The 26,992-nt window shown below is 57.8% G+C and carries 23 protein-coding genes; 11 read left to right on the top strand and 12 right to left on the bottom strand.

Translation table 11 applies throughout. The annotated features are described in order from the left end of the window. Nucleotides 1–2: 2 nt before the first annotated feature. From O3S85_RS13160 to O3S85_RS13135, 6 genes are read right to left on the bottom strand one after another with little or no spacing between them, the layout of a single operon-like run. On the bottom strand, nucleotides 3–1,898 hold the full coding sequence (locus tag O3S85_RS13160) for a tetratricopeptide repeat protein (protein WP_269540892.1): 1,896 nt from the start codon (nucleotides 1,896–1,898) through the stop codon (nucleotides 3–5). Then, entirely contained in the window at nucleotides 1,891–2,925 is a 1,035-nt protein-coding gene (locus O3S85_RS13155; RefSeq protein ID WP_269540891.1) for a vWA domain-containing protein, read from the bottom strand. Before O3S85_RS13155 ends, O3S85_RS13160 begins: the two co-directional genes overlap by 8 nt. Further along, nucleotides 2,922–3,998, bottom strand: a complete 1,077-nt coding sequence (locus tag O3S85_RS13150) for a vWA domain-containing protein (protein ID WP_269540890.1) — start codon at nucleotides 3,996–3,998, stop codon at nucleotides 2,922–2,924. The genes O3S85_RS13155 and O3S85_RS13150 overlap by 4 nt, the downstream gene beginning before the upstream one ends. Then, on the bottom strand, nucleotides 3,995–4,555 hold the full coding sequence (locus tag O3S85_RS13145) for a hypothetical protein (protein WP_269540889.1): 561 nt from the start codon (nucleotides 4,553–4,555) through the stop codon (nucleotides 3,995–3,997). The genes O3S85_RS13150 and O3S85_RS13145 overlap by 4 nt, the downstream gene beginning before the upstream one ends. Then, on the bottom strand, nucleotides 4,555–5,436 hold the full coding sequence (locus O3S85_RS13140) for a DUF58 domain-containing protein (protein ID WP_269540888.1): 882 nt from the start codon (nucleotides 5,434–5,436) through the stop codon (nucleotides 4,555–4,557). Before O3S85_RS13140 ends, O3S85_RS13145 begins: the two co-directional genes overlap by 1 nt. Before the next feature lie 19 nt (nucleotides 5,437–5,455). Continuing rightward, entirely contained in the window at nucleotides 5,456–6,454 is a 999-nt protein-coding gene (locus O3S85_RS13135) for an AAA family ATPase (RefSeq protein WP_269540887.1), read from the bottom strand. Nucleotides 6,455–6,711: 257 nt separating this feature from the next. Here O3S85_RS13135 and O3S85_RS13130 point away from each other — a divergent pair, with 257 nt between their 5' ends. From O3S85_RS13130 to O3S85_RS13105, 6 genes are all read left to right on the top strand, one after another. After that, a complete protein-coding gene (locus O3S85_RS13130; RefSeq protein ID WP_269540886.1) occupies nucleotides 6,712–7,362 on the top strand; it encodes a PEP-CTERM sorting domain-containing protein in 651 nt (216 codons plus the stop codon). A gap of 52 nt (nucleotides 7,363–7,414) precedes the next feature. Continuing rightward, a complete protein-coding gene (locus O3S85_RS13125; protein WP_269540885.1) occupies nucleotides 7,415–8,488 on the top strand; it encodes a LacI family DNA-binding transcriptional regulator in 1,074 nt (357 codons plus the stop codon). Nucleotides 8,489–8,547: 59 nt separating this feature from the next. After that, entirely contained in the window at nucleotides 8,548–9,627 is a 1,080-nt protein-coding gene (locus tag O3S85_RS13120; RefSeq protein WP_269540884.1) for a CNNM domain-containing protein, read from the top strand. An 86-nt stretch (nucleotides 9,628–9,713) separates the two neighbouring features. Then, nucleotides 9,714–10,085 carry a hypothetical protein gene (locus O3S85_RS13115; protein ID WP_269540883.1) on the top strand — a complete coding sequence of 124 codons (372 nt, stop codon included), beginning with the start codon at nucleotides 9,714–9,716 and terminating at the stop codon, nucleotides 10,083–10,085. Nucleotides 10,086–10,175: 90 nt separating this feature from the next. Further along, complete coding sequence (locus O3S85_RS13110) at nucleotides 10,176–10,427, top strand: type II toxin-antitoxin system Phd/YefM family antitoxin (protein ID WP_269540882.1); 252 nt, start codon at nucleotides 10,176–10,178, stop codon at nucleotides 10,425–10,427. After that, a complete protein-coding gene (locus tag O3S85_RS13105; protein WP_269540881.1) occupies nucleotides 10,417–10,704 on the top strand; it encodes a type II toxin-antitoxin system RelE family toxin in 288 nt (95 codons plus the stop codon). The genes O3S85_RS13110 and O3S85_RS13105 overlap by 11 nt, the downstream gene beginning before the upstream one ends. Nucleotides 10,705–10,737: 33 nt before the next feature. Here O3S85_RS13105 and O3S85_RS13100 read toward each other — a convergent pair whose 3' ends face one another. Continuing rightward, nucleotides 10,738–13,281 (bottom strand): DEAD/DEAH box helicase, encoded by a 2,544-nt coding sequence (locus O3S85_RS13100; RefSeq protein WP_269540880.1) that lies wholly within the window; start codon nucleotides 13,279–13,281, stop codon nucleotides 10,738–10,740. 181 nt (nucleotides 13,282–13,462) lie between these two features. Next, entirely contained in the window at nucleotides 13,463–14,197 is a 735-nt protein-coding gene (locus tag O3S85_RS13095) for an MBL fold metallo-hydrolase (RefSeq protein ID WP_269540879.1), read from the bottom strand. A gap of 138 nt (nucleotides 14,198–14,335) precedes the next feature. On the opposite strand from O3S85_RS13095, the gene O3S85_RS13090 reads away from it, so the two are divergent. The 5 genes from O3S85_RS13090 (at nucleotide 14,336) to O3S85_RS13070 (ending at nucleotide 20,941) form a co-directional block, all read left to right on the top strand. Then, nucleotides 14,336–15,031 (top strand): SDR family oxidoreductase, encoded by a 696-nt coding sequence (locus tag O3S85_RS13090; protein ID WP_269540878.1) that lies wholly within the window; start codon nucleotides 14,336–14,338, stop codon nucleotides 15,029–15,031. A gap of 10 nt (nucleotides 15,032–15,041) precedes the next feature. Further along, nucleotides 15,042–16,091, top strand: coding sequence for an A/G-specific adenine glycosylase (locus O3S85_RS13085; RefSeq protein ID WP_269540877.1), 1,050 nt, complete (start codon nucleotides 15,042–15,044; stop codon nucleotides 16,089–16,091). Nucleotides 16,092–16,233: 142 nt separating this feature from the next. Then, on the top strand, nucleotides 16,234–18,297 hold the full coding sequence (locus O3S85_RS13080) for a DUF1549 domain-containing protein (RefSeq protein ID WP_269540876.1): 2,064 nt from the start codon (nucleotides 16,234–16,236) through the stop codon (nucleotides 18,295–18,297). Between the two features lie 10 nt (nucleotides 18,298–18,307). Continuing rightward, on the top strand, nucleotides 18,308–19,603 hold the full coding sequence (locus O3S85_RS13075; protein ID WP_269540875.1) for a DUF1501 domain-containing protein: 1,296 nt from the start codon (nucleotides 18,308–18,310) through the stop codon (nucleotides 19,601–19,603). Next, complete coding sequence (locus O3S85_RS13070) at nucleotides 19,604–20,941, top strand: c-type cytochrome domain-containing protein (RefSeq protein WP_269540874.1); 1,338 nt, start codon at nucleotides 19,604–19,606, stop codon at nucleotides 20,939–20,941. Nucleotides 20,942–20,946: 5 nt separating this feature from the next. On the opposite strand, the gene O3S85_RS13065 is transcribed toward O3S85_RS13070, so the two are convergent. From O3S85_RS13065 to O3S85_RS13050, 4 genes are read right to left on the bottom strand one after another with little or no spacing between them, the layout of a single operon-like run. Continuing rightward, nucleotides 20,947–22,692 (bottom strand): ABC transporter ATP-binding protein, encoded by a 1,746-nt coding sequence (locus tag O3S85_RS13065; RefSeq protein ID WP_269540873.1) that lies wholly within the window; start codon nucleotides 22,690–22,692, stop codon nucleotides 20,947–20,949. Continuing rightward, a complete protein-coding gene (locus O3S85_RS13060) occupies nucleotides 22,689–24,065 on the bottom strand; it encodes an SGNH/GDSL hydrolase family protein (protein ID WP_269540872.1) in 1,377 nt (458 codons plus the stop codon). The genes O3S85_RS13065 and O3S85_RS13060 overlap by 4 nt, the downstream gene beginning before the upstream one ends. Further along, on the bottom strand, nucleotides 24,062–25,039 hold the full coding sequence (locus O3S85_RS13055; protein WP_269540871.1) for a CPBP family intramembrane glutamic endopeptidase: 978 nt from the start codon (nucleotides 25,037–25,039) through the stop codon (nucleotides 24,062–24,064). Before O3S85_RS13055 ends, O3S85_RS13060 begins: the two co-directional genes overlap by 4 nt. After that, on the bottom strand, nucleotides 25,032–26,990 hold the full coding sequence (locus tag O3S85_RS13050) for an LpxL/LpxP family acyltransferase (protein WP_269540868.1): 1,959 nt from the start codon (nucleotides 26,988–26,990) through the stop codon (nucleotides 25,032–25,034). Before O3S85_RS13050 ends, O3S85_RS13055 begins: the two co-directional genes overlap by 8 nt. Nucleotides 26,991–26,992: the final 2 nt, after the last annotated feature.

The raw sequence follows: 26,992 nt of genomic DNA, 5'->3' as shown, positions 1-26,992 counted from the left end.
CCTTACCAGTCCTTGACGACGCGCTTCATGGCCTTGGTGTCGAAATTGCCGAACTCCTCGCTGCCTTGCGCGTCTTCGGCAAACTGGACCATCTCCTGGTATTCCATGGCGACCTCCTGAGCGTTTTGCGCATTTGGCTCGCTGGGTTGCTGCGGCTGCTGGGCTTGTTGCTGAGCCTGCATTTGCTGCTGTGCGGCGGCAAGCTCTTGGGCGCGTTCATTGCGCTGGGCGAGCAGCTCTTCGCGGGCGGCATCCATCTTTTGGCCAATGGCGTCGGCTTGCGCATCGTCCTGCGCGAGGGCCATGGCGGAGTCGAAATTTTTGATCGCCTGCTCCATGTGGGCGATGGCCTGGTCTTCGTTTCCATTTTCCTCGTGAGTCGCGGCGGCGAGCATTTGCTGGTCGCCCGCTTGCTCCAGAGCGGCGGCTATTTTTTGCGTGGTTTCGGCTAACTTTTTCTCGGCGGATTCATTGCCGGGGTCAAAATCCAACGCCTTTTCAAGCTCGCTCTTGGCCGTGAGTAAACGGTCGGCGGCGTTCTGCGCGCTACGGGCATTATACTCCTCATACTTGGCAATTTCGTTTTCCAGGCGCTTCTGGCGATTGGCGTCGGGCTGCTGCGCGAGTTCCTTTTGCATCTGCTCTAAACGATCCTGCCGGGAGTCAATATGCTCCTGTGCACCCGCGGCAACGGCAAGATTTTCATCCGCCTGGGCCTCCAGCTCCTGAGACATTTTTTGCTGCATTTTTTGCAGCGCCTGCTGGGCCTGTTGGTTTTCCGGATCGTAGTCGAGGGCCTTCTGATAATCCTCCATCGCCTTCTCCGCCTGGTTCTGGCTGTCGTACTGGCTGCGGCGAATATTTTGCGCGAGCTCCTTGGATTCCTTTTCGAGCTGCTTGCGCTTTTTCTTATCCTGCTCGTTTTCCAACTGCTGCTGCACATCCTTGCGCTGCTGCTGTAGATCGGCGGTTTTCTGCTCGTAAAGCTCACTGTTCTGTCGCCACTTATCGGCGATTTCATCCATCAGCTTCGAGGCTTTTTCACGCGCTTCTTCCAGAGCTTTCGCAGCCTCTTTGTCATCAGGGCTGATCGACAATGCGTCTTCAAAGTTCGCCACTGCCTCACCGATTTGGTCCTCGGCATGTTGCAGCTCGCGCGCATCCTGTTGCTCCAGCTTTTCCTTGGCCGTGGGGTCATCGACATTCTCAATTTTCTTTTCGGCAGAGGCCAAATTTTTCTCTCCAGAATCTTTTAAATAGTCCGTCATCTTCTGGCGCGTGTTGTTGACGAGTTGCTGGATCTCCTCGTCCTCCGGGCGGATTAACAAGGCCTCCTCATAGTCCGTCAGCGCCGAGCGAAACAGCACCAAATCGCGCTCGCCCTTCACCCATTCGCTGTCGGATTTTTCGATCTTGGAATTGCCCTGCTGCACGAGATGCGCAACGAGCTTATCTGAGACGAACTCGTAATTTTGAACCGCGATATCGTAGCCATCATCTCGGTCCACGGCGGCTTGCAACGAGTGCTGGGCGCGGCGCAGCTGGATCGTGGCGTCCTCCTGCCGCCCGTCCGCCTTGATCTGCTCGCTAATCCGGTAGCTCGCGTTTCCGATCTGCGCCATGGCCTTGGTCACGAGGTCTTTGTCGGGCGCGAGGCGGACCTTTTCCCACAGCACAATCGCGTCCTCGTAATTGCCCCCCGCATAGTGAACCAGCGCGAGATTGTAGACGAGGTAAGGATCTTCCGGCGTCTGCTGGAGACGCTGGTCAATCAGCGGTTTGGCCTCGGTAAATTTGCCATCCGCGATCAGCTTTTCGATGGCCTCATACTGCGCGTGCGAGACAAAGGGCGCGGCGAGCAAAACACCGGCGAGGAGGATGCGGGTAAAGTTACTCATCGGTCAAAATTGCGCGCGGCGTGTGGCGGATGTTCTTTTCGGGAATCACGGTCTGCACCAAGAGCAGTGCCAAACCAATTAACAACGGAATCGGGAAAAACTCAACATAACCTTTCATCGTGGTCACGTCGGCCTCGTCGCCAAGCGGCTTCAGCGATTCGTAATAGAGGTCCACGAGCGCGTCGCCGTCTTCGTCGAGCTCGATAAACTTACCGCGCCCGGCCTCGGCCACGCGGCGCAGCAGCGAGCGGTCCATGCGCGAAGTGACCTCGGTGCCATACGCATCGCGCTGATAATAAACGCGGTCGCCGCGACGGCTCAGCTCGATCTTCGCACCCGTCATCGTGCCAGCGGCCACGGCGTGCGTAACGATGCCGTGCTCGTTATACATTTGGCGTGCAAAGCCCACGGCGTCCCCCTCCAGCTCCTCGCCGTCGGAGATGACGATCACGGCCTTGTGCTTCAGGTCCATGTCGGCCATGGCGTCGGCCACGCGCTCCAGGCCGCCCTCTAGATTCGTGCCGCCCGGGTAGGTATTGCTCGCGCTCACGTGGTCCAGCACGAGATTATACGCGGCGAAATCGAAGGTCAGCGGGGCGCGCAAAAAGCCTTTTCCGGCAAACACCACCAGCCCCACGCGGTCGCCCTTGGATGCCTCCAGCAGTTTTTTAATGGCCCGCTTCGAGGCCTCCAGCCGGTTGCTCTCCATATCGGTCGCGAGCATGCTCTTGGAGCCATCCAGCACGATAAAGTAGTCCATGCCGATGCGCTTGATTTCCTGGTCTTCAGGCTCCAACACCGGTCGCGCCAAGCCAATTAAAATCATCAGCAGACCGAGCAAAAACAACAGCGCCTTCAACCGGCTGCGCGCATAGATGGCGCGGAGGTTTGCCACGCGTTGAATCGCCGGCCCGAGGAACAAACGCATGCGCCGCTTGGCCCGCCAGTTCGACCAGACAAAGACCGCGAGCAACAAGACCAGAAAGCCAAGCCCGCCCCAAAAAATTTCCGGATAAACGAACCTCATGGCAGCCTCCTTTTAATCGTCTGCCACAGCAGGAAGTTCAGCGCCAGGCACCCCAGCCCGCCCCAGGCAAACCAGTGGTAAACCTCGTCGTAATTCTGAAAACGCTTTTGTTCGATGACGGTCTTTTCCATCTGGTCGATCTGCTGGTAAATCGACAGTAGCGTGGCGGTATTCGTAGCCTGGAAAAACTCGCCACCGGTTTCCTTGGCGATCGCATACATGACATCGCGCTCCAAACTGCGCGGCTGAACCGTGCCGGGATTAATCCGAATCGTGTGCACGCGGATCTGGTGCTCTTTGGCGATTTTGGCAGCCTCCAACGGCGACATACCGGTGTTGCTAATGCCGTCGGAAACGAGAATCAGCACCTTCTGCCGCTTGTCCGGGCCGCGCGATCCCTCCACCTCGATATGCTCCTGCATGTCGAGCATGTCGTACCAGTGCGAGGCTGGCTGTGGCTCCTGCCCCGCCTCCTCCGCCACGCGGCTGCGCTCGTCGGCAAGCAGGTATTTCACGGACATGTGGATACCCTCGCCTACCGCCGTGCCGCCTTCCGTCTTGATCGATTTCAGCGCGTTTTCGATCCAGTCATAGTCCAGGGTAAGCGGGCTCGTGAGATACGGATGCTTGGCAAAACCCACGATGCCAAAACGGTCGTGCGCACGGCCTTTGAGGAACTCGCCAATGACGGTGCTCAGCGCGGTCAGGCGGGAAACTTTCTCGCCGTCGACCACGTAATCCTCGGCGTCCATCGAGGCGGAAAAGTCGAGCACGAGCATGATGTCGATACCCTTCTCCGAGTCCGGAATTTCACCCTGCGGAATCCGCGGCCGCGCGATGGCGGCAACGAGCAGCGCCAGCCCAATGATCCTCAACAGGCGTAGAAAGAAACCGCGGCTCACGCGGTTTTCCTTGGCCAGCCCGGCGAGGATTTTCGTCGAAGAAAACGTCAACGAGCCCGCTGGCCCATGGCGCGAAGCCAGGTAAACCGCCACCGGGATCAGCACCCACAGCACCAGCAGCCACGGGTAGGCAAAGCGTATTTCCGCCGCGCGCAGCCAGAAGTCGTTCATCGCGAATCCTCCTTGGCAGGTGGTGATTTCTCGGTTGCCTCAATGTAGCTTTCGACGAAAGCCAAAAACGCGTTTCCCGTCTCTTCGGGCACCGTCTGATGCGCGAACTTGGCACGGTCGGACGTCTCCAGAAACTCGCGAATTTTCTCGCGCGTTTCTTCATTGAAACGGCTGCCCTTCGTCGCGGCTTTCAGAAACTCACGCGTCGTTTGGCTCGTGGCGCGAATGGTGAAACGTCCCTCCAAATAGGCGCGAAAAATCTTCGACAAGCGGTCAATAAATTCGCGCATGGTCAGCTCGCTCATCGCTGCACGCAGCTCTGCCAGGGCTTCACGCGCATCCTTGGCGGGATTGGGAGGCGGCGGCGCGGTTAGCTGCTCTATCTTCGCCCGTATGCGCGCCCGCATCTGCCAGATAATCGCCGCCAATGCGATGACCACGATTGCTGGGCCGATAAACCACCACGCACTGACCTCGGCCGGCGGCGTGGCGGGCGCAAGGTCGTCGATCAGGCCGATCTCTTCAACGGTGGTTGCCTCTGTGGTTTCGTCCGCCATCAGGCCAGTCGTCGCGACGAGCGCTCGGTTAGAAATTGACAGAGATCGACGAAATACGGGCGATCGGTATGGATGTCCAACGCCGGCACGCCGCCACTGCGCAGCTTGTGATGCAGGCTCCGGTAGCGAGCCATCGCCCGCTCTTTGTAAGCCTCGCGGATCTTCTTTTTGTTCGTGTTGATCTCCACGAAGTCGCCCGTCTCGGGGTCCTGCAACGTCACCCATCCCACACGCGGCAGCTCGAAATCGCGGTGGTCGATCAGGTTCAGCGCCATCATTTCGTGGCGTTGGTTGGCAGACTTGATCGCCCGCTCGAAGCCCTCGTCCATGAAATCGGAAATGACGACTACCACCGCCGGTCTCGCCGACACGCGTTCGAGGAATTTCACCGCCTCGGAAATGTTCGTGCCGCTGTTGCGCGGCTCGTGGAACAGCGCGCCTTTAATCATGTGCAGCACGTGGTCCTCGCCCTTGGCGGGGGGAATCCACGCCTCGACTTCGCTCGTAAAGAGCACCAGCCCGACGCGGTCGTTACTGCGAATCGCACTGAAGCCGAAAACGCCACACAGCTCGGCGGCGAGCTCGTTTTTCGACTGCTCAGCCGAGGTAAAGGCACCCGACGAACTCAGGTCCAGCAGAATGATAAAGGTCAGTTCGCGCTCTTCGATGAAGCGCTTCACGTAGGGCTCGCGCATGCGCGCGGTGACGTTCCAATCGATGCGGCGCACGTCGTCCCCCGGCTGGTAGGGCCGGACGTCTTCGAAGTCGATGCCGCGCCCCGTAAAGATGGAGTGCGCCTGCCCCTGTAGGAGTTGCTCCGAGAGCAGTCGGGTCTTCACCTCGACGGCGCGGACCCGCTTCAGCCATTGCTTGGCGCTCATAATCAGCGACCCTGCGGGCTTAGGGAACCTGGACGAGTTCAAGCACGCGGGTCAAAATATCCTCGCGGGTCACCTCGTCGGCGGCCGCTTCGTAAGTGGTGTTGATGCGGTGGCGCATCACGTCGAGCGCCATGTCTTTGACGTCGTCCGGCGTCACGTAACCGCGGCCGGAGAGGAACGCTTTGGCCCGGGCAGCGAGGGTCAGGTTGATCGTCGCACGCGGCGAAGCGCCGTATTTAATATACGGCACGAGCTTCTCATCGACGCGGGCCGGATCACGCGTGGTCATCACCAAGCTCACGATGTATTTGCGCACGGACTCATCGACGTAAACCTTGTCCACGATGTCCTGCATCGCCAAAATATTCTCCGGTGACAGCACCGGCTCAATGGGAATCTTGGGCCGTGTCTGCGCCATGATGTCGAGGATTTGCAGCTCCTCGTGCTCCTCCGGATATTCGACAACTACCTTGAGCATGAAGCGATCCATCTGCGCCTCGGGCAGCGGATAAGTCCCCTCTTGGTCGACAGGATTCTGCGTCGCCAACACCAGGAACGGCTCGGGCAGCGGATAGATGGTGTCGCCGATGGTCACCTGATGCTCCTGCATAGCCTCCAACAGCGCGGACTGCACCTTGGCAGGGGCGCGGTTAATTTCGTCGGCGAGGATCAGGTTGCCGAACAGCGGTCCCTTGTGCGTCGTGTAGACGTTGTCCTTCGGGTTGTAAACGAGCGTGCCGATCAGGTCGGCGGGAAGCAAATCAGGCGTAAACTGGATGCGCGAAAAGTCGGAATTTACCGCCAGCGCAAGCGCATTGATGGTCGATGTCTTGGCGAGCCCGGGCAAGCCCTCCAGCAGCACGTGACCGTTAGCGAGCAGGCCGACGAGCAGGCGATCGATCAGGTAATGCTGGCCAACGATGCGCTTAGCGAGCTGTTCATGCAGCGCGGGCAGCCATTGGTTAGCATTTTGAACTTCTTGGGTAACTTGCGCAATGTAGTCTTCGGTCTCAGTCACAGGGGGAATTGGGTTGGGGTGAAGGAATCACTGGTTTGCTTAGCAGCTTTCTTATCACATTAGAAACTATTTTCAGGACCAGTAGCACGGAATTTATCACCTAGTCGGAATATAACCACTTTCAAAACTGCTTTCGACAAGCTAATTTCAAAACAGTTCGTTCCGATCCTCGTTTGTTTAAAAAGAAATTTAGGGAATTATATAATTTACAATATAACAGTTATATGCACTGTAGTTTGCAACAACCCACATCAATTATGCAACAGACACTATCCCTCATCGCCCTATCGTCACTTTTGACCGTAAATGCTTCCGCCGCCATCGTCGTCGTCGAAGACTGGCAGTTTAACTCCCCCGGCGACACCGAAGGGTGGATCGCCGATGGCAGCACCAATTTGGACGTCCGCGCTGCCGTTAGTGGATCGGAAAGCGTCCTCAGTGCTGGTGCCAGCACCAACGACCCCAAGCTATTTTACACGAATGAAATCACCACGCCGGTCGGCTTCCAAAACTGGGAAACCATGACCATTCGCTGGCGGCAACTCGATGGCGACCCCATCGACGTCGGTACGGCTACCCAAGCCTATGCCAATTCCGGCACCCGCATCCAATGGCCGGGCTCAGGCTTTAAACAACCGTTGCCCACCACCAGCGGCGGCGACTGGACCTTTACCTTCGAGCCATCCGGCGAATGGGTGGAATTCACTTGGGACATTTCCGACTCTACCGACACGCCCATCGCCGCCAACGGATGGCGCTTCGACCCAATAGGTGATGTCGCGGGCACAGGCTACGAGATCGACTACATCGTCATTACCGCTGATGTCGTCCCCGAGCCCGAAACCTACGCCGCAATTCTGGGGCTGGGCGTACTAGGCATCGCTTGGTGGCGTAGACGCCAACGCTAGCCGCTTGGTATTGCCAAGTTTGCCCACGCACGTAGGCTTCAGCCCAAACTGAATGAAGAAGAAGGTAACGATACGCGACGTCGCCAAAGAATGCGGGTATTCCATTTTCACGGTCTCCTCCGCCCTGAATAATCGGGGCAACATCAAACCGGAAACATGCGAGAAGGTCCTCGCGGCCGCCAAGAAACTAAACTACAACGTCCTGCAAAACGTATCCGCTGTGCAGCGCATGCGCACACGGTCCATTGGCATCGTGCTGCCCGATTCCGGTTGCCTGAACAACGCCTTCTACAACCGCGCCATTTCCACATTTCGCGACGCGGCCACCGTCCACGATTACGACTGTAAACTCTTCACGGAGGAAGACATCAGTAAGCGCCTCGGGGTCAAACAACCCGATAGCGCCCATGCGCTCGGCTGCAAAGGTCTGATCTACTTCTGCCCGCGCACCAACTATTCGAAGGTTATCGACGCCTTGATCAACCAGTCTGTCGCGGTTGCCTTAATTCGCCGTCCAATCCCCGAGCGAAAGGGCCTGCTTCAGCTTGTGGATGACGACCGTGCTGGTATGATGACGATGCTCAATTACGTCCACCATCAGCTCAACTGCACTCGTTTGGCTTATGTGACGGGTCGACCGTTGGCCATGCGCTCCAAGGCCGGCCGCGAAATTGCGATCGATGAATTCATTGCCGCCAACCAGACCGTGACGGCGCATGCCATCATCGATGGCAGCCTGGCCAACGACCCTGTCAACTCCGAGCAGCTCATCCAGTTCCTGCAGGCAGGCCGTGACGCCGGGCAGAAGACCGCGCTGGTCTGCTGGACCGATAGCGACGCCGTCCCCGCAGTCGGGGTCGCCACTCAGGCCGGCTTTCGCGTGCCCGACGAGGTGTGCGTCACCGGCTATAACGACGATCCCCAATCCCGCAATGCCTACCCGGGCATCACCACCATGCAGATTCCCGTGGAAGACATGGTCGCGGACGCGACGCGTTACTTGATCGATTTCCTTGATGACGACGGCCTGCCGCGCTCTCGTGTCATACAGTTTCAACATGACTTGATTGTCCGCGGCTCGACCGAACACAACGCCGCCGCGACCAATGGCACCCGCGCATCGTAGCGCGAATCGACCGGTTAGTGTTGTCGCGCGACGCTGGGTGTGTTCAGTTGTGGCCAATAATGTTTCTTTTAATTGTATATGTGCTGATCGCGCTGGGCTTCTCCTTCCTTTGTTCGCTGCTGGAGTCGACCCTTCTGACCGTTACTCCGTCGAAGATCGAACGCGCCAAATCCGCCGGCAAAGCCTGGGGCGTTCGCATGGAAATGCTCAAAGCCGACATCGACCGGCCGCTCTCGGCGATCCTCACGCTCAACACCATCGCCCACACCATGGGCGCAGCCGGGGCCGGCGCGCAATACGCCAAGGTCTATGGCAACGTGGGTGAGTCGATCTTTGCCGGCGTACTGACCCTGGCGATCCTCATCGTCACGGAGATTATTCCAAAGACCCTGGGCGCGCGCTATGCGTTGTTTTTCGCGCCGATTGTTTCGTGGATTCTCCCCTGGCTCATCCGGCTGCTCAGCCCGCTGGTCTGGTTCTGCAAACAGATCACGAAGCTCATCACGCGCGGCAGTGTCGAGGGCACACACACCGACCGTGCTGAGCTGCTCGCTATGGCCAACCTCGGCGAGGAAGAAGGCATCATCGACTCGCATGAGCGCACCGTTTTCCAAAACATCCTGGAGCTCAAAAATATGCGCGTGGTCAACATCATGACGCCGCGCCCCGTCGTTTTCATGCTCTCGGAGAAAACCACCGGCCGCCAGTTCATTGAGGCGATCAAGGACAAGCCCTTCACCCGCATCCCGATCTTCCGAGAGAATCGCGACGACATTACCGGCTTCGTGGTTCGCTCCGAAGTGCTTTACCGCTGCGCCACCGAGGGCGACGACTTCGCTATCGAGGCCTGCCGCCGCCCCATCCTCGTCACCTCCGAGCGCGAATCGGTGGACGTCATGTTCCGCCGTCTGTCCGAGGAAAACACCCATATCATGCTGGCCACGGATGAGTTCGGCTCGGCCGCAGGCATCGTCACTTTTGAGGACGTCATCGAAACGGTGCTCGGCTTTGAAATCGTCGACGAAAACGACCGCCATCAGGACCTCCAGGCCTTTGCCCGCAAACTATGGCGCGTGCGCGCCGCCCGCATGGGTCTACCCACCGAGGACGAGCCGGAAGAAGCAGCCAAGGATACGTAACGCCATCGTGCGCATTCCCTGCCAATCATTTGACGACCACGCTACTTCGCTGTAACATTTTTACCGAAATCGGTTCTAAGGATACCATGAGCAAGCATGCACTCGCCGCCTTGGCGTTGTTAATCTTTATGTCAGGCATCGCCTATGCCTTCAAGCCGCCATCGACGCCGAAAGTTTACCATATTTCGATCTTTGGCGCCAAGGAAGGCGCTTACGAAAAGCAAACCTACGGCCAACCCGCCGAAGCTAGGTTCCAGCACCAGCCCACGCTCAAGGACGCCATTGAAATGGCGGGCGGGTTCAGCGTTTTCAGCAATATTTCGCGCATCTGGGTGATTGAGCAGATTGGCAGCAAAGACCCAATGCTCTACGACATGGCCGTCTTCCCCGACGCCGATAAAATCCTGCTCGAAAACCGCTCCATCGTCGTGATCCAGCAAAAGCAATTGCTGTTCTGATAGCTTGGAAGCTCCAAATCGTAATTAAACCTGTATACCGCGGTGGAGTAGACTTGAAAAACACAAATAAGAGCTTATTTTAGCGCTATTATGAGTCCTATTTTAAGCCCATATTCGGCAAGCATCTCGGAGCTGAAGAAGAACCCAAGCCAGCTGATCGAACAGGCAAATGGGGAGGCTGTCGCGATTTTAAATCACAACAAGCCAACGGCTTACCTGATTCCAGCCGAGACATATGAGTGGATTACCAGCGTGATCGAGGATCATGAATTAGCGCAAATCATAGAGCAACGCGCCGCCGAGAAGACTATGGCGCAAGAGGTCAGCTTGGATGAGCTATAAGCTGAAATTCCTCCCCAGCGCACTGAAAGAATGGCAGAAGCTCGGGCCCACGATCCGCGAGCAGCTCAAAAAGAAACTAAAGGAGCGATTGATTGAACCAAACGTTCCGGCAGATCGGCTTCATGGCTTCAAAAACCACTACAAGATCAAGCTTCGCTCCTCGGGCTACCGCCTTGTTTACGAAGTCGACGACGGTGAAGTGTCCGTCATCGTGATTACCGTCGGCAAGCGAGAACGATCACAGGTTTACAAGAAAGCCCGGCGACGCGGCTCTTAAGCCGAATGGCAACACGACACCAAATCCCCCCCGCTACGCCGGAGCCAGTTCCGGCCGGCTCGATTCGTCCAGCAGCTCGGTTAAATCCGTTAGCGAGCGGAAGTAGCTGGTGAAGTCGTCGCCGCCAGTGGCACCGCCCACGGCTTGCTCGAAGAGCTCGCGCTTCTCGGCCTTGAGCTTCTGAATGCGCTGCTCAATCGTGCCCGCGGTGATCATGCGATAGACGAATACCACGCGCTTTTGACCGATGCGGTGGACGCGGTCGATGGCCTGCGCCTCGACGGCCGGGTTCCACCACGGGTCGAGCAGGAAGACGTAATCCGCCGCGTGCAACGTGATGCCCGATCCGCCCGCGCGCAGGCTGACGAGGAATATCCCCGCCCCCTTCTGCTTTTGGAACTCGGCAACGGGCTTTTGCCGGTCGATCGTTTTCCCGCTCAGTTCGTAAATCGGTAGGTCGGGGAACTCCTCTTTAAGCACGTCTTTGGCGCGGTCGAGGAGCGAGACAAACTGGCTGAACACCACGGCCTTGTGCCCGCTGGCGATGATCTCGCGCAAGCGGTCGCGCAGCATGTTGAGCTTGCCGCTTTGAGTGGCGTCGGAGCTCATCCACGGCAGCAGGCCGGGATCGCAACAGGTCTGCCGCAGTCGCGTGAGCAGCGTTAAGAGCCCCATCGCATTCTCGCGCATACCGGCGGGCAAGTTGTCGCCAAAGCGGCTTACACCCTCCGTGGAAATCCGCAAATACTCGGAGCGTTGCAGGTCCGTGAGCGGGCAAACGAGGTCTAGCTCCACCTTGTCCGGCAGCTCCTTGGCGACCTCCTTTTTCGTGCGGCGCAGGATAAACGGTGCCAATTGCGTGCGGATGCGCTCCATGGCCACAGCACCCTCGTCGTGGATGGTCTCCTCGAACCGGCGACGCATGCCGAGCAGACCCGGCATCAGGAAACGGAAAATGGTCCACACGTCGAGGAAGCGGTTTTCCAGCGGCGTGCCCGTCAGCGCGAGGCGATGATCGGCCTTCAGCGCGAGGCAGGCCTGCGTGGACTTGGCGTCGGGGTTTTTAATAAACTGTGCCTCGTCGAGCACCACGTAGCCGAACTCACGGTCGTCAAGCTGCGAGCGGTGGCGGCGGAGCTGCGTGTAGCTGGCCAGCCAAAGGATATTCGGGTCGTCGAAGGATTCGAAACTCTGCCCCTTGCCGAGCGCTTCGGTGCGCATATGCGGGAAAAAGCGCTGCACCTCCTGCTGCCACACGGGCACCACGCTCGCCGGGCAAACGATCAGGCTCGGCTTGCCCGCTACCTGACGGATACTCAGCAGGCTCAGGACCTGCAGGGTTTTGCCCAAGCCCATCTCGTCCGCCAGCAAGCCATGGCAGCCGCAGCCGAACAAATGCTGCATCCAATGGACACCGTGCTGCTGGTAGCCGCGAAGAAACTCCGGCGCGCCGTTGACACCCGGGTCCGGGTGGAAAAGCCGTTTGCGCCAGTCATCCAGCTCGGGCGAGAGGTCGAGCTTCACCGCCTCCTGCGCGAAAAAAGAAAATAGCAGATAGCGCGGCGCGCGGCCGGAAATAACGGCCATGCTATCACCCGTTTCGGCAATGGCTTTAGCCTGCTCGCGATTGAGCCGGACCAGACCGCGCCCCGGCAGGAGCACCGGCCCCTCGTCGATCTTCCGCAAGAGGCGGCGGCGTTCTTTGTCCGTCAGTCGGCTGGAGCCCAGCGTGAGCTTCCAATTGATATCGAGGTCGCCGCCGGTGAGGACTTCGTCAATTTCCACGGCGACGTCGATCTCGCGCACGCCCTCGGCGAGGCATTGCACATCGGGGTCGATCTCGACGGTAAAGTGCTGCTCCCACTTGGGCAAATCCTGCCGCACAAAGCCCGGCAAACGGTCCAGCTGATGCAGCTCGTAACGAGCTGATCCCGACTGGTAACGGAAGCCGTCGCGACGGGCACCACTGGCCAGGCGGATCAGGTCTTCGCGCTCCTCGGCGGTGGTCATGTCCGCCCTAGGCGCATGGGGGCCAAGCGCGCGCTGTTCCTGCCCATTAGGTTCACGCCAGATGGCCAGCATCGCCAGGCCAGCGTCGATGGCGCTAAATTTCAGGATGAGCTGGCGGGTAGGCTCAGGCTCGACCTTCGGCGCTGGTTTAACCTCGGGAGCCGGCTCGGGCTCGACGGCGGCTTCTTCCTCCACCTGCTTGGCCTTGGGCTTATCCTCGGGCGGCAGCGCGCCGACCTCTTCGGCGACCAGCTCTTCGATTTCGTAAAGCGCGGCAGCGGCGATGATTTCGCGCAGGTAGGAATCTTCCAGAGACGAGCGCGCCGAAAAGCGTTCCTTCTCCCACTCCAGCACCACGTAAACATCCGAGCCGTCTTCGAGACGCAGGTGGACAATCGCGTCGTCAGCGCCAAGCTCGACTTGCCGGATGTTCCCCTTGCGATACAGTCGGCGGCCCTCATCGACCGCCTCGGAGTCAAATTGCTGCTCCCAGTCGTCCATCAGGCGCATCAACCAACTGTCGAGTGCGGCGTCCGAATAAACGCGTTGTGAAATGCGATGATTCATGTGGGGAGCATAGCGGCCTGAGATTTCGGCGGTAACCGATGTCTCGAAGGCGTAATGTAACTATAAGCAACCAAAGACGGTATAGGCCACTTTTCTCTGCGGCAAGGGAAATCAGACCCACATTTACGAAATCGCCCTTTTGCTAACTCACTGCCAGAACGCCAGATAGGCAACCGGTGCGTTACAGAGAGAGCCTCAACCCGTCGTAGGCCAAGGCCACTTTTTCCGGCATTTTGGCCGACCAAGTCTCGTGATCGATGTGAAAGGTGAAGTGCGTCAAGTAGGACTGCGGAGCCCCCATTTCGACGGCGGTTTGCATCGCCTTGGGGGTCGACATGTGCGTCGGGTGCTCCTTCGGGCGCAGGCCATCCAGCACGACCACATCGGCCCCAGCGGCCAACTCGCGAGCGGCGGGCGGCACCTCGCTACAGTCATTAAAATACGCCAACTTGCGGCCCGACGACTTCTCCTCAAACACCAGCCCAAGCGACATCAACCCACCGTGGGGAAGCAGCGTGCTCGACACCGTGCCACCGGGCGTTTCCAGGACGCCGGGCATCTCCGCCAATCGAAATGCCGCGTAGCCCGTGCTCGCCGGGCGCTCGCCTATCGCGTAGGGGTAAATCTGCTTGATACGCGCCAAGCCCAGCTCGGTGCTGTAAACGGGCAGCGCCACGCCACCATGCATGTCGCAAAAGCGGCGCAAGTCGTCCATCCCCTGAATGTGATCGGCGTGGGGGTGCGTTAAAATAAACGTGTCGATCCACTCGATCTGGTTGCGGATGCACTGCAGGCGAAACTCCGGCGCGGCGTCGACCTGCACGTGATAGCCGTCCATGACGACATGGATACTGCTGCGCGTGCGCCAGTTCTTGGGGTTGGCCAAGTCGCAACCCTCGCTGTCGTGCGCGATCATGGGCACCCCCTGCGATGTGCCCGTCCCTAGAAAAATCACCTCCATCGTCTGGCAAATAAAGGCGCCTGCCGTGAATTGGCGCAAAGCATTTTTCGCCAAGATTGACTCTCTGCCGCTGCGCCGCGTATCGTGGCCAGCATGTCTGATCTGCCGCGCTACATCGTGATCACCGGGTGCACCCGCGGGCTGGGCCGCGCGCTGGTCGAGGCTTACCACGCCGCCGGCTATCGGCTGGCTGGTTGCGCGCGTGATGACGCCAAACTCGACGAGCTGCGCGCACTGACCAGCCAGCCAGACAACTTCGCCCAAGTCGATGTGACCAACCATGCCCAAGTGCAAGATTGGGCGGATCAATTAACCAACCGCCTTGGCGCGCCGGACCTCTTAATCGCTAACGCCGGCATGATGAATAGGCACGGCGATATGGCCGAGATCCCCGTTGCCCACTGGGAGGAAATGCTGAGCCTCAACGTGATGGGCGTCGTCCACACACTGCGAGCTTTCGTACCGGCGATGAAGGCGCGCGGCGCGGGTGTTATTACAGCATTCAGCTCGGGTGCCGGGCACCGGGGTTACCCGAAGATCGCGCCCTACTGCGCCACCAAGCACGCCATTGAAGGCATCTTGAAATCGCTGGCGCTGGAGCTTTCTCCCCCGATGGCAAGCGTTCCCGTGCAGCCCGGCCTCATCGACACCGACCTCCTGCGCGGACACTATGGCGAGCGCTCGCGGGAACAGGCCTCACCCGAGCGCTGGGCCAGAGTCGCCGCACCATTCCTCCTCGGCCTCGGTGCCGAGCACAACGGGCAATCCCTCCGCATTGAGGGTTATTAAAGAAAATACCATGCCCGCCAAGCCACCCACTTTGCCCGACGCCGCCGGAGACTTCGCCCACGCCCTGCTCGCCTGGTATCGCGAAAATTACCGACCGCTGCCCTGGCGCGAGGAGCCCTCGCTCTACCGCACGGTCGTGTCGGAGTTTATGTGCCAGCAAACGCAGATTGCGACCGTGCTGCCCTATTTCGCCCGCTGGATGCAGGCGCTGCCGGATTTTGCCGCGCTCGCCAGCGCGCCGGAGGAGCAGGTCGTCAAGCTCTGGGAGGGCCTGGGCTATTACTCACGCGCACGCAATTTGCACAAGCTGGCCAAGCAATGGATGGCCGCCAAGCCCAAGCCGCAAACCGCCGAAGCCTGGCGCGCATTCCCCGGCGTGGGCCCCTACACGGCAGCCGCGATTGCCAGCATTGCCTTTGGCGAAAAGAGCGCCGTCGTCGATGGCAACGTTGTCCGTATCCTTGCGCGGCTGACCAACGACCAACAGGAATTTACCGACAACGGCAAGGCGGTGAAGGTGTTTACCGCGCTCGCCGACGAACTGATCCAGCACACCGCCGAGCCCGGCGACCACAACCAGGCCATGATGGAGCTGGGCGCGACGATCTGCGCCAAAGCCAACCCGCAATGCCTGCTCTGCCCGGTGCGCGGCTTCTGCGCCGGCTACCGCGAGGCCGACCCCGCCCAACTGCCGCGCATGCGGAAAAAGTCCGTCATCAACCGCCGCATCGACCGCGTATTCCTCGCGCACGAGGGCTGCCTGCTCGTGCACCAGATTCCCAAGACTGCCCGCCGCCTCGCCGGCATGTGCGAGCTGCCACCAGCCGAATTGCTCAGCGTCGCCTACCCCGCCGAACTGATCCTGACCCGCCGCCGTGGCATCGCCAATGAACGCATCGAGGAGCGCTTCCTCCACGTAGAGTGGTCGCCCGCGATCGAGAAATTTGTCGGTGGCGAGGAAACGCTGTTCTGGCAACCGGTGGCCGAGCTTGACGCCATCACCCTGACCGGGCCGCATCGCAAATGGCTCAGCGAGCTGCTCAATAGTAAGCCCCGATAACCCGTCTACCCGAAAAAGCCCAGCGCCAGAGTGGGCTGCATGGCCCACAAAGTTTTCATTGCGGTTGGGTTGGCGAATGCAGTATTTTGGTTACAATCTAGGCTTTGACTATCTAGTTTTCCCATTTACCTCGCATCCGTTCATGTTAAATACGCGCAGCCTCAGGCTCAGTTCGCGGCAGATTTTTCGACAAATTCTGACGATAGCCCTGCTCTTTGCCGCATTACCCGCAGTAGCCGCCAAGCCCAAGGAAAGCGCCCGCATTGATCAACTGCTCACCGACTATTGGCAGAGCCAAGGCGTGAAGGGCGAGCCCATCGTCGATGACGAAATTTACCTGCGCCGCACCTACCTGACCATTGTTGGTCGGATCCCAACCTACGAGGAGGCGACCGCTTGGCTCGCCGACAAAAGCCCCGACAAGCGCCACGCCCTCATTGACAAATTAATCGCATCAGAGGGCTTCGTGAGTCATCAGTTTAATCTCTGGGCCGACGCGCTGCGCATCCGCACCACCGGCCGCGAGGGCAACGTGAGCGGCGGCAAATATTTTGTCCCGTGGCTGAAGAATCAGCTCCGCGCGAACCGCCCCTACGATGAACTCGTCCGCGAAATTCTTTCCGCCGAGGGCGCGCCGTGGGATAACCCCGCGAGCTCCTATTACCTCCGCGATCAGGGCATGCCGCTCGATAACATGGCGCTGACGATGCAGGTTTTCCTCGGCACCCAAATGCAATGCGCCCAGTGCCACGACCACCCGACCGACGTCTGGACGCGACGCGATTTTTACGAGATGGCCGCCTACCGCTACGCCGTCAATACGCGCATTGGCTATGGCAATATCGACGAGCTAAAGCCAGTTCTCGAAGTTCTCCAAGAGCGCAACTTCGAGGAGCTTTCCGACAAAGACAAGAAGCGCATGAACGCCAGTCGTCTGCTCAATCCGGCCGGGCGCGACCTCTTCCGCCCGATGCTCTGGCAAACCGCCCACCGCGAACAGCCGCTCAAGTATCCGCACGACTACCAATACGACGACGTCAAAGCGAATACCAACGTGGAGCCGCACACGATCTTTGGCGAGAACGCGGATACCAAAAAAATGAAAGCCGCCGAGCGCACCGAGTATTACGCCGAGTGGGTGACCTCCGCCGATAACCCGCGCTTTACCACCGTAATCGCCAACCGCCTGTGGAAGGCTGCCATGGGCCGCGGTGCCATCGAGCCGATTGACGACTTGCGCGCCGACTCGAAGTCCCAGGTTCCGGGCTTGGCCGAGGCGTTGACCGAGATCATGCAGGCGAAGGACTTCGACATACGGGCCTTTTACACCGTCATTTTGAAAACGGATTTCTTCCAGCGCAGTGCGGTCATCTTCGATCCCGAGCAGCCGCAGGACTACCATTACACCGGCCCCGTTTTGCGCCGCCTGACCGCCGAACAGATGTGGGATTCTTACGTCGTCCTGCTCAAGCCAGAAGCCGATGAGAAGCCCGCCGACTACCGCGACTCCATTCCACCGCCCCCTGCTCCCGTCCAGCTGCTTAGCACCTTTACCAACGATCAATTTGCCGATTATTTGGAAAGCGCCGAAGTCGCCTGGCAGGAGCGTCAGGATGCACGAACCGCATTTTTTAAGATTCGCAACGATCCTGATTTGCGCGACACGCCTGAGTATAAAGAGCTTCAGCAAACCCATCGCGACGCAGAACAAAAGTGGCGGCAATACTCCAACGTCGACGCCTCGATGACTATGATGGGTGCCAGCATGGAAGGCGATGAAACTCTCGATAACGACAAGCCGAACAAGGGCAAGAAACTCGAATGGTGGGAAAAGAATTTACACCGCGCGGCCGACCTCAACAGCCCGGAAAACGTCGACCACTGGCTCCGCGTTTTTGGTCAGTCCGACCGCGACATCGTGGACAATGCTGACGACACCTCGACGATCAATCAGGCGTTGCTGCTTCTCAACTCCTCCGAGACCAACGGCGTGCTCGCCGACCACTCCGACCCGATAAAACGCGCACGGAAAACCAAAGAGCCGATGCAGGCATTGGAGATTTTAACGATGGGCTTCCTGACCCGCCAGCCCAACGAAAAGGAGAAGGCCTACGTGCTCGCGCAGTGGGAGGCCGACCCCAACCTGACGCGCCAGCGCATGGCGTGGGCCATGGTCAACACGCAGGAATTCATCTTCATTCAATAGCCGGAGCACCATGGACGACGACCTGAAAAAACTCGATGACCTTTCGCGCCGGAAGTTTCTCAACTACACCGCCCGCGCACTGCTCGGCGTGGGTTTAGCCTCCGCGGCCAACAATCCGCTGTGGGCCAATGTCGCCGCCGCAAAGGCCGGTCGCCCCCATGCGCGCAACGTGATTTATATTTACCTCGCGGGCGGGATGAGCCACCTCGACACGTTCGACCCGAAGCCGCAGTCTGACTCCCAGTATGGCCCGGTAAACGTCATCCCAACCAATGTCGCGGGCATCCAAGTCGGCGAATGGCTTCCCGGTCTCGCTCAGCGGATGAACCACCTTGCGCTGATCCGCTCAATGACATCCACCCAGGGCGCACACGAATCGGGCACCTATTACATGCGCACCAGCTATGCGCCGCGCGGCACGATTCAGCACCCGGGCCTCGGTGCCTGGCTAATGAACATGTCGGGCAAGACGAACACCACGCTCCCGGGCAACGTCCGCATCGGTGGCAGCGCGCAAATGCCCGGCCGCGAAGGTTTCCTGGAAAAGCGTTACGCCCCGCTATTCATTGGTAATCCCGACAAGGGACTCCGCCACATCAAGCAGCACCACCGCGTCGATGACACCGAGCTGCAGGAGCGCCTCGCGCTAGCCGAACTGATGGACCTCAGCTTTCACCAGAAATACAACAGCAAGCAAATCGCCTCCTATGGCGACATGTATGAGGAGGCGATCAAGCTGATGACCAGCGAAGATCTTGCCGCCTTTGACCTGCGCAAGGAGCCCGCCCATGTGCGCGAGCGCTATGGAAATTCTCAATTTGGCAAAGGCTGTCTACTTGCGCGCCGCCTCGTCGAAAATGGCGTGCGCTATGTGGAGGTAAATCGCGGCGGGTGGGACACACATAACGACAACCACAACCAAGTCGAAGCCCTCGCCTACGAAATTGACCAAGTGCTCTCCGCGCTGATCGACGACCTTTACTGGCGTGGCATGCTCGACGAGACCTTGATCGTCGTCGCCACCGAGTTTGGCCGCAGCCCGGGTATCAACCGCAACTCAGGTCGCGACCACCACCCCGCCGCATTCACTTGCCTGCTCGCGGGCGGTGGTGTGCAGGGCGGACAAGTGTTTGGTGCCACTGACGAGCGCGGCGGCGAAGTTGCCGAAAAAGCCGTCACCATTCCAGACTTCAACGCGACCATTGCCTACTCCCTCGGCCTGCCCGTGGAACAGGTGGTCATGTCTCCCAGCGGACGCCCCTTCACGCTCGCCGACAAGGGTGAGCCGCTGCGCATGCTGTTCTAAATGAGCTGGGATACCTACGGTGCCCTGCACCTCGTATTGCTCCACATCCCGATCGGGCTGTTCGTTGGCATCCTAGCGCTCGAAGTCGGCCTCTCGCGCGACAAGCATCAGGAAGCCTACAACACGGCACTCGGCGTGCTGCTGCCGCTATGCCTGTTGTTCAGCATTTTAACCGTGCGTCTCGGCATCGCATTGGCGGACACGGATTTCAGCCCGGAAACGGTGGCTGAGCACAGGAAGATGGGCCTGATATTCGTCTATTTTCTCGGTGCGGCAACGCTGATGTTTTGGTGGAGCCGCTGGCGCCCGAACAACGCTGCCGCCGGACTCTATGCCGTCAGCCTTACTTTTGCGTTTGTCGCACTGGTTGTAACCGGACACTACGGAGCCGTCATCACCCATGGCGAGGGCGTGCTGGATGAAGCGCTGCCGACCATGCGAACCATCCCCAAAGACTCTGCAACGCAAAGTAACTCTCTACCGCAAAGTGAGGCTCCTCCCAGCAATCCCTACGCCGTCGAAGCTTATACCATTCTTGAAAACAATTGCATCGAGTGCCATGGCCTGAACAAGCGTAAAGGCGGCTACCGTATCGACGTGCCGCGCTTAGCGCGCGCCGGAGGTGACAGCCATAAACCAGGCATTGTCGCCGGCAAACCTGACGAGAGTGAGCTGATCATTCGCGCCGAGCTTCCCCGGGGTGCCGAGGGTGCCATGCCTCCGGGCAAACGCACGCCACTGACAGCCGAACAGTTGGAAACCCTGCGCTCGTGGATCGAAGCTGGCGGACAGTTTCCCGGCGAATCGTCCGATAGTGAAGCAACCTTGGACCCGAAGACAATCAAGCAGCTTGACGAACTTCGCGAAACGGGGGCGGCGGCAGACTTCACCCCGTGGGGCGACGGCACAGTGCTGGTCAACCTCAGCCAAATGGAGGCACCCGACTGGTCACTTTGCATGACAAAGTTAATACCATTGGCCAACAAGCTTACCTGGCTCAATGCCGGCAACCAGGAGTGGCCGCCGGAGTTTTACGCGCAACTAAAAGACTTCCCCAAGCTCCAGCGCCTGCACTTGGAAAATAGCAACGTGACCGACGCCGACCTGTCCAAGCTAAAGGAACTCAAACAACTGAGCTACCTCAATATCAGCGGCACACAGATCAAGGAACCAGGCCTGAAGGTCGCCTTAGAATTACCTGCCTTAACCGAACTTTACCTTCACGGAATCGACATCGCTCCAAAGCAACTAAAGGCATTGCGTAAAGAGCATCCCGACATCGAAATCGCCGGACTTTCGCAGCAAGAGTTTCCCAAAGAAGACGACGATAAGAAATAGTCCGCTTAGGCCTCACCGCCTTGTGCTATGTAGAGATTTTTATAAAGGCCATCGCGCGACAGCAGTTCACTGTGCGAACCTTGGTCGACAATTTGCCCCTGCTGAAAGACCAGGATCTCGTCTGCCCGTTGAATCGAGCTGAATCGGTGCGCGATGACGATCACTGTTTTCTTCTCCGACAAGCGCTCCATGGCCAGTTGGATATAGCGCTCACTCTCGGCGTCGAGCGCAGAGGTGGCCTCGTCGAGAATCAGAATGGGGGCCTTCTTCAGGAAGGCCCTTGCCAGTGCGATGCGTTGACGCTGACCGCCGCTCAAACGCGCGCCACTGGGCCCGACCTGCGTCTTATAGCCATCAGGCATCGCCATGATAAAATCATGCGCATAGGCTTGCCGAGCAGCGTCCTCAATCATGCTCTGCGTGGCGTCTGGAGCACCGACCGCGATATTGCCAGCAATGCTGTCGTTGAACAGCACCGGACTTTGCGCGACCACCGAAATCTGCGAGCGCAGTTCGTTTTGACGCAAGTCCCGAACATCGATTCCCTCGACCCGGACAGCTCCATCGGTGACGTCGTAGTAGCGCAAAATCAGGTTCGCAAATGTCGTCTTACCCGCACCGCTGGGTCCCACAAGCGCATAGGTTTTTCCGGCTTCGATGCTCATCGAAACCCCACGCAGGACCGGTTCGTCCGCATACGCAAACGAGACGTTATCGAAAGTAATTTGCCCGGTAACCACTGCGGGAAAATTCTTTGGCGATTCGGGATCATGTATGACCTCGTCCTCATCCAATATGTGCTCAATGCGCTCCAAAGACGCAATGCCCGCCTGCATACTGTTGTTGAGTCGCCCCAGCCGCTTAACCGGTTCGTAGCACATGTAGAGCGCCGCCAACAGAGCCGTAAACGCACCTTCATCGATCTGGCTTTTGTAGGTGTAGTAAAGGCCGACACCAACGCCCAGCGCACCAATAAACTCAATAATCGGCGAAATAAGTGTGTTGTATTTCGCCAACTTCATGAAGCCTGTAAATACCCGCGACGCCGATTGGGTAAATTTTTCATTTTCGCGCTCTTCCAAATTGTAGGCGCGAATCTCCTGCGTGGCTTCAAGGTTTTCGCAAATTCGATTCGTGGCATCAGCCAACTCAAACTGCAAAGAAGACGCCTTTTTCTTCATCTTCTTGCCGATCATCTGAACCGGGACGATGCAAACCGGAATCGCGACCATAAAGATCATCAGGTAAATCACCTGCTCATGCTTCATCGAGAGGAAGGCCAGCATGCCGATTGCAAAGACCAGTGTCGCCGGTTGCCGAATGACCTCTTGCGTGATCGTGATGATGCTTTGCTGAACGACGTTGGAGTCCGACATCGCTCGAGAGACCAGTTCGCCCGGAGGATTCTTATGGTAAAAGCTCAACGGCAAACGCTGCAGTTTGGCAAAGAGATTGATACGAATTTTCTCCAGCACCGTTTGGCCACAGTAAGCTAAATAGTAGTTGCTGAAAAACGTCGTCAGCCCACGCCCCCCCATGACCATGGCCGGCAGCAGGCAATAAAACCAAAGGTCAGTCGTGGTCAGGTTGCGATCCTCAAACACCACCGGCACAATCTTATAAAGAATAACCGGGATGCCTGCTCCACCCAGGGCACCAGCAATTAGGCCGCACACCAGGGCCACGACCAGCTCACCCCCGACAGGCTTGAACATGGGAAAATAAGGCTTAAAGCGGCGAAGGGTTTTCATGGTGTTATAATGATTAAATTATCTCGAATCTCCCAACCCGAAAAGTGTGGTTGCACGAGTTTTCTGAGTACGCGCAAAGAAGGTAGATTGCGCGAACGGCCAAAACGCCCGGCATGGTTGATTACGATACAATGCCCTGCTGATGAGTAATGGCAAAGTTGGGAAAGCAAATATTCGATTGGTGCCGATGCCTCAGGCAGTGAGTGCTCATTATCCAAGAGAAAAAACAATGTTCGCTCAGTGAGCTCGGATAAAATGCCCTCCATGCCAGACGCAACCTTACGATGGACCACGGTTGCGCCATCAACGCCTTCGAATCGTAAGCATGCCGATAGATAGGCATCCATCCTTGACTCGATGGAGAAGCAGCGCGCGAGTGTCTTGGAAAATGCGTCCAACCGGTCACCGTCATCGCACTGCGTTTCGACATAATTCTTGCATCGATACTTCGAGCACACTTCCGAAAGGACGCGAATCTGAGCCTCCGTTGTTGGCGGAACCGGTCTCAAGGATCGCCGGATCGCCTTTAATTCCTCGGAGCTCGAACCGCGAATAATAGCCTGAAGCGAGCGCGGGTGAATCGCTTCGCCGACATTTGCCAGCTTCGACCGCATACGGCTAATCGCATTGCCATGCTTGTTATAGCTCGTCTTATTTTCGGTCGCTAAAGGAACGTTGGGCTTTGCATTGCGGTCAAATTCCCAATCGCCAAACATTTCCTTCAATGCGTCAAAAGTAAACGGCATTGCTTTTTGGCCCAGATGTATCTCGTCACAATATAGATCGCCGTTGGGTCGCCCAGTAGCATCGACAATCTTGTCATAGGTATTCAGAAACTTTATACCATGCTCTGAGCAAAGCTCGCACATCTGAAAATTAAAAGCCTGCACTGCCTCGTTTCGTTCAGCTTGAGATCGATATACCGGATAGCAGTTGGCCTGCCCGGTCTGCTCATCTCCATGCAGCGGAAGTGACGGAATGGAGTTATAAACGATGACATGATAATCCCTACTCTCAATCTCCTGCACGACAGAAAAATACCTTTGCACACAGGCCGCAGTCACATCCTCTATCGGTAGTTGCTTCTTCTCCGCTTGTTTCAACAAATGTGCCCGACAATCAATTTCGCCAAAAACCGTCATCACCCAGCTACCAGGGGTAATGTGATTGTCTAAAAGATAAAACAACTTTTCACGCCCCTTGGTCGTGGTGTTCGTCGATGGCAAATTATACGCCAAAACCGGCCCCAAGTGGTAAGCCCGAAAGCATTCCCAGGCGCGATCCTCCCCATTCTCAATCCAGGTAGAATTGGAACCGGAGAAAAATGCGACATGGCTGTCTCCGATACAGTGAATAATTCTAGGCGCTGTCATCTGCGGGAAACCGGCAAGCGAAGAGCGAAAACAAACGTCAACGCCAGCGTGAGTATCAGCGGTAAAATGCCGTCGGTTAGTCCTCCTCCGGCAAAGATCCAACGCAGTTCATCGGAAAAAACCCAGACGCTCCGCTGATAGGTGAGCATGATGAATACAATGCCTACATGCAGCCCCACTGGTGCCCACAGAGTCCGCGAGCGCAGATACAGCACACTCAATAGCGCGCCGAGCGATGTATAGTTGGCAAACTCGATAATGTTAAAATTTAAAAAAGCACCCGCTGCGTTGAGTCCCGCGATTTGCAAGCCCGCAACAAAGCCAGGATTCGCATTGGGTCCGGCCAACATTTCTCCCGGGGCTCTAAAGTGCAAATACGCATAGATCATCGAAGAAAGCACGATAGCGACCTTTGGCCGAAACCCCGTATAGAAAATCCTAAAGATCAGACTACGAAAGAGCACCTCTTCAATAAGGCCCAACAGGATCGCACTTAGCGCAGCACCACCAATAACCTTGAGCCAACCACCGGTCGTCGATACCTCACCCGGCCAATACCAAGTGAATATCAGCTGCAACGTGATTAACAATGCAGCCATGGCCACACCCAATATGCAGCTGCCGAAGAACCATCGCAGACTCCCGGGCCTTCCTTTTAAATCGTTAGCTTTGAGAAAGCCTGCCGATCGGCCCAACAGCCCCACTACAATCATCAACCAAGGCAGAAGGAACAAAATCGGCAGATAGCGACAACGATCCACAAACTTGTCAAAGCTTCGCGCAACGAGTCCTGCCGCGACGCCGTCGGGATTCCCTTCGGCCATCAACGAGAAGCCGTAGTATACTATCGGTGCAAATAACCCCGCAAAAAGCAGTGCGCCAAACCATATTGCAAAAAACAACCAGACACCGCGACGGCTATAGCGATCGGGCGACAACCCAAAAAGCATAAACTGGCGATCGCGTTCAAGCATGGGCAGCGCTCTCCTGAAGGAATGTCGTGAGCGAATCACCCACTACTTCGGGCGTAACCTGGCTAATATCGCCACCACCCGTTGGCGCGCAATTTGGCGGCTGCAGCAAAACCCGTGGTGCGTCAAAACATGGTCCCGTTCGTATCGGATTGGTTGGGCCAAAAACGACGATCACCGGTACACCAAGCGCGTTGGCCAAATGCATGCCGCCGGTATCATTCGTCACCAACACGCGGCAGGCCAACAGCTCGCTGGCGAACTCCATCAGGTTCGTTTTGCCTGCACGGTTTATCACGCGAGACTCATCAAAACCACTCGCCACTTCATTCGTGATCGCCCGGTCGTTAGCCGTGCCAAAAAGCGTGAAATGCTCATCGGGAAATTTTTCAATCAGCGCCCGCCAGTGCGAGACCGGCCAACGCTTGGCGGGTTCGTTTTCCGTGCCGCAGATAAGGCCAATCGTGTTGCGCGAAGTGGGTGCCACTACGCCCGTTAGTTCTGCCGCGGTATAGGGAGCAAAATTCGGTTTTTGCTTCAAACCAAACTCAGCCAGGAATTGTCGCCAGAGTTCCGTTTGATGCACGGTTGCCTCATCAAAGCCCGCCGGCAGCTCCCAATGATGCGTCAGTAACGGCCGCGGTTTCCCTGGTCGCAAAATGCCAAACCGCTGCGGCGCGCCGATACGTTTGGCCTCATGATCACCGCGGAATGAGTTGGTAAAAAGTATTTGTGTGTCGGGATACTCGAGCGCGAGATCACGGAAAAACTTTCCCGCTCCAGAGGAACCTTTGTCCGGCAAAGTAATCAGCCGATCGGCAATGGGAAAAGCTTCCAACAACGGACGAAACTGCCCGCGGGCCAGCACCGTGATCTCCGCATCCGGTCGGCCCTCGCGAATGGCGCGGATCAACGGCATGGCCATGATCACGTCTCCCAGCCAGTTCGGTAGTCGTATCCAAATGCGGGTTTGCCTCGGGAGAGATTCCCAGCCGCGCCATGCCATTTCGTCCTCCAGCGCATTGCGGCGATGCTTCAGTTGTAGCCGCCGTTCCGGCTCATCCTGCGTGCGCCAGCGCTCGTGTAGCCATAGCCAGTCGGTGCGAAATTTCTCCTCTGAGCGCAGCTTACCCTCAAACCATTGGTTGGCGGCAAAAACGACATCAATCGACTCCGAGGGCTTAGCCAACTCCTCCAGTTTTATCACGCCGCGCCAGAAGCCCGTGCGCTCCGTCCACACGGCTCCAATGCGGGTTTTGTATCGCGCCGCGAGCATGCCGGGCAACTCCGTGGTCGAACACACACGCCCCATAAAAGTCGACAGCACGCCAATGTTGCCCGCATTCTGGTCAAATAAAATACCGATCACTTTATTGTCGCGCACCATCTGTATCGCTTCGGCAAAGCCTTCCTTGCGCGATAGCAGCCGCAAACCGAAACGCTGGCGCGTGCGCAGGACCCAGTCCTCAATCGCAGCCTGCTTAAGCGGGCGATAAACCGTGCCCACTTCCGGGAATGAGCCCCCCGTCAGCGCGGGCAAAATCGTCAGGCTTTCCATCAGGCAAAGGTGCGGCACGATAACGACGGCCGGCTCGGGCTTTGCCGCATTTTGCTGAATCTCGCGCTCGAAGTTCTCATCAATCGAAAAGCGCGCCATCAATTGCTTTTTGGAAAAATGAGGCGAGACCAGTACGAACAGTCCCATCTCCATGGTTCGCCGGCAGCTCGTGCGCGCGATCCTGCGACGCTCACCCTCGGTCATCTCCGGGAACGCATGGTGCAGATTAGCCAATACACTGCGCCGACGCTTTGTGGGCAGGAAGTAAATCAAGTCACCCAGGGCTGCCGCCAAGGCACGGCTAAGCACCTCCGGACTACGGGCCAGGATCAGGCCAAGAAAATGTATGACTTTGATTACCACGAATTTTGCATGCGAATACAGGCGATCGCGCATGG

Origin of the sequence: Cerasicoccus sp. TK19100 (genome assembly GCF_027257155.1) — a bacterium.
Classification (GTDB): Bacteria; Verrucomicrobiota; Verrucomicrobiia; order Opitutales; family Cerasicoccaceae; genus Cerasicoccus; species Cerasicoccus fimbriatus.
The sequence above is the reverse complement of the archived record's forward strand: the minus strand, read 5'-3'. Positions and strand labels throughout refer to the sequence as shown.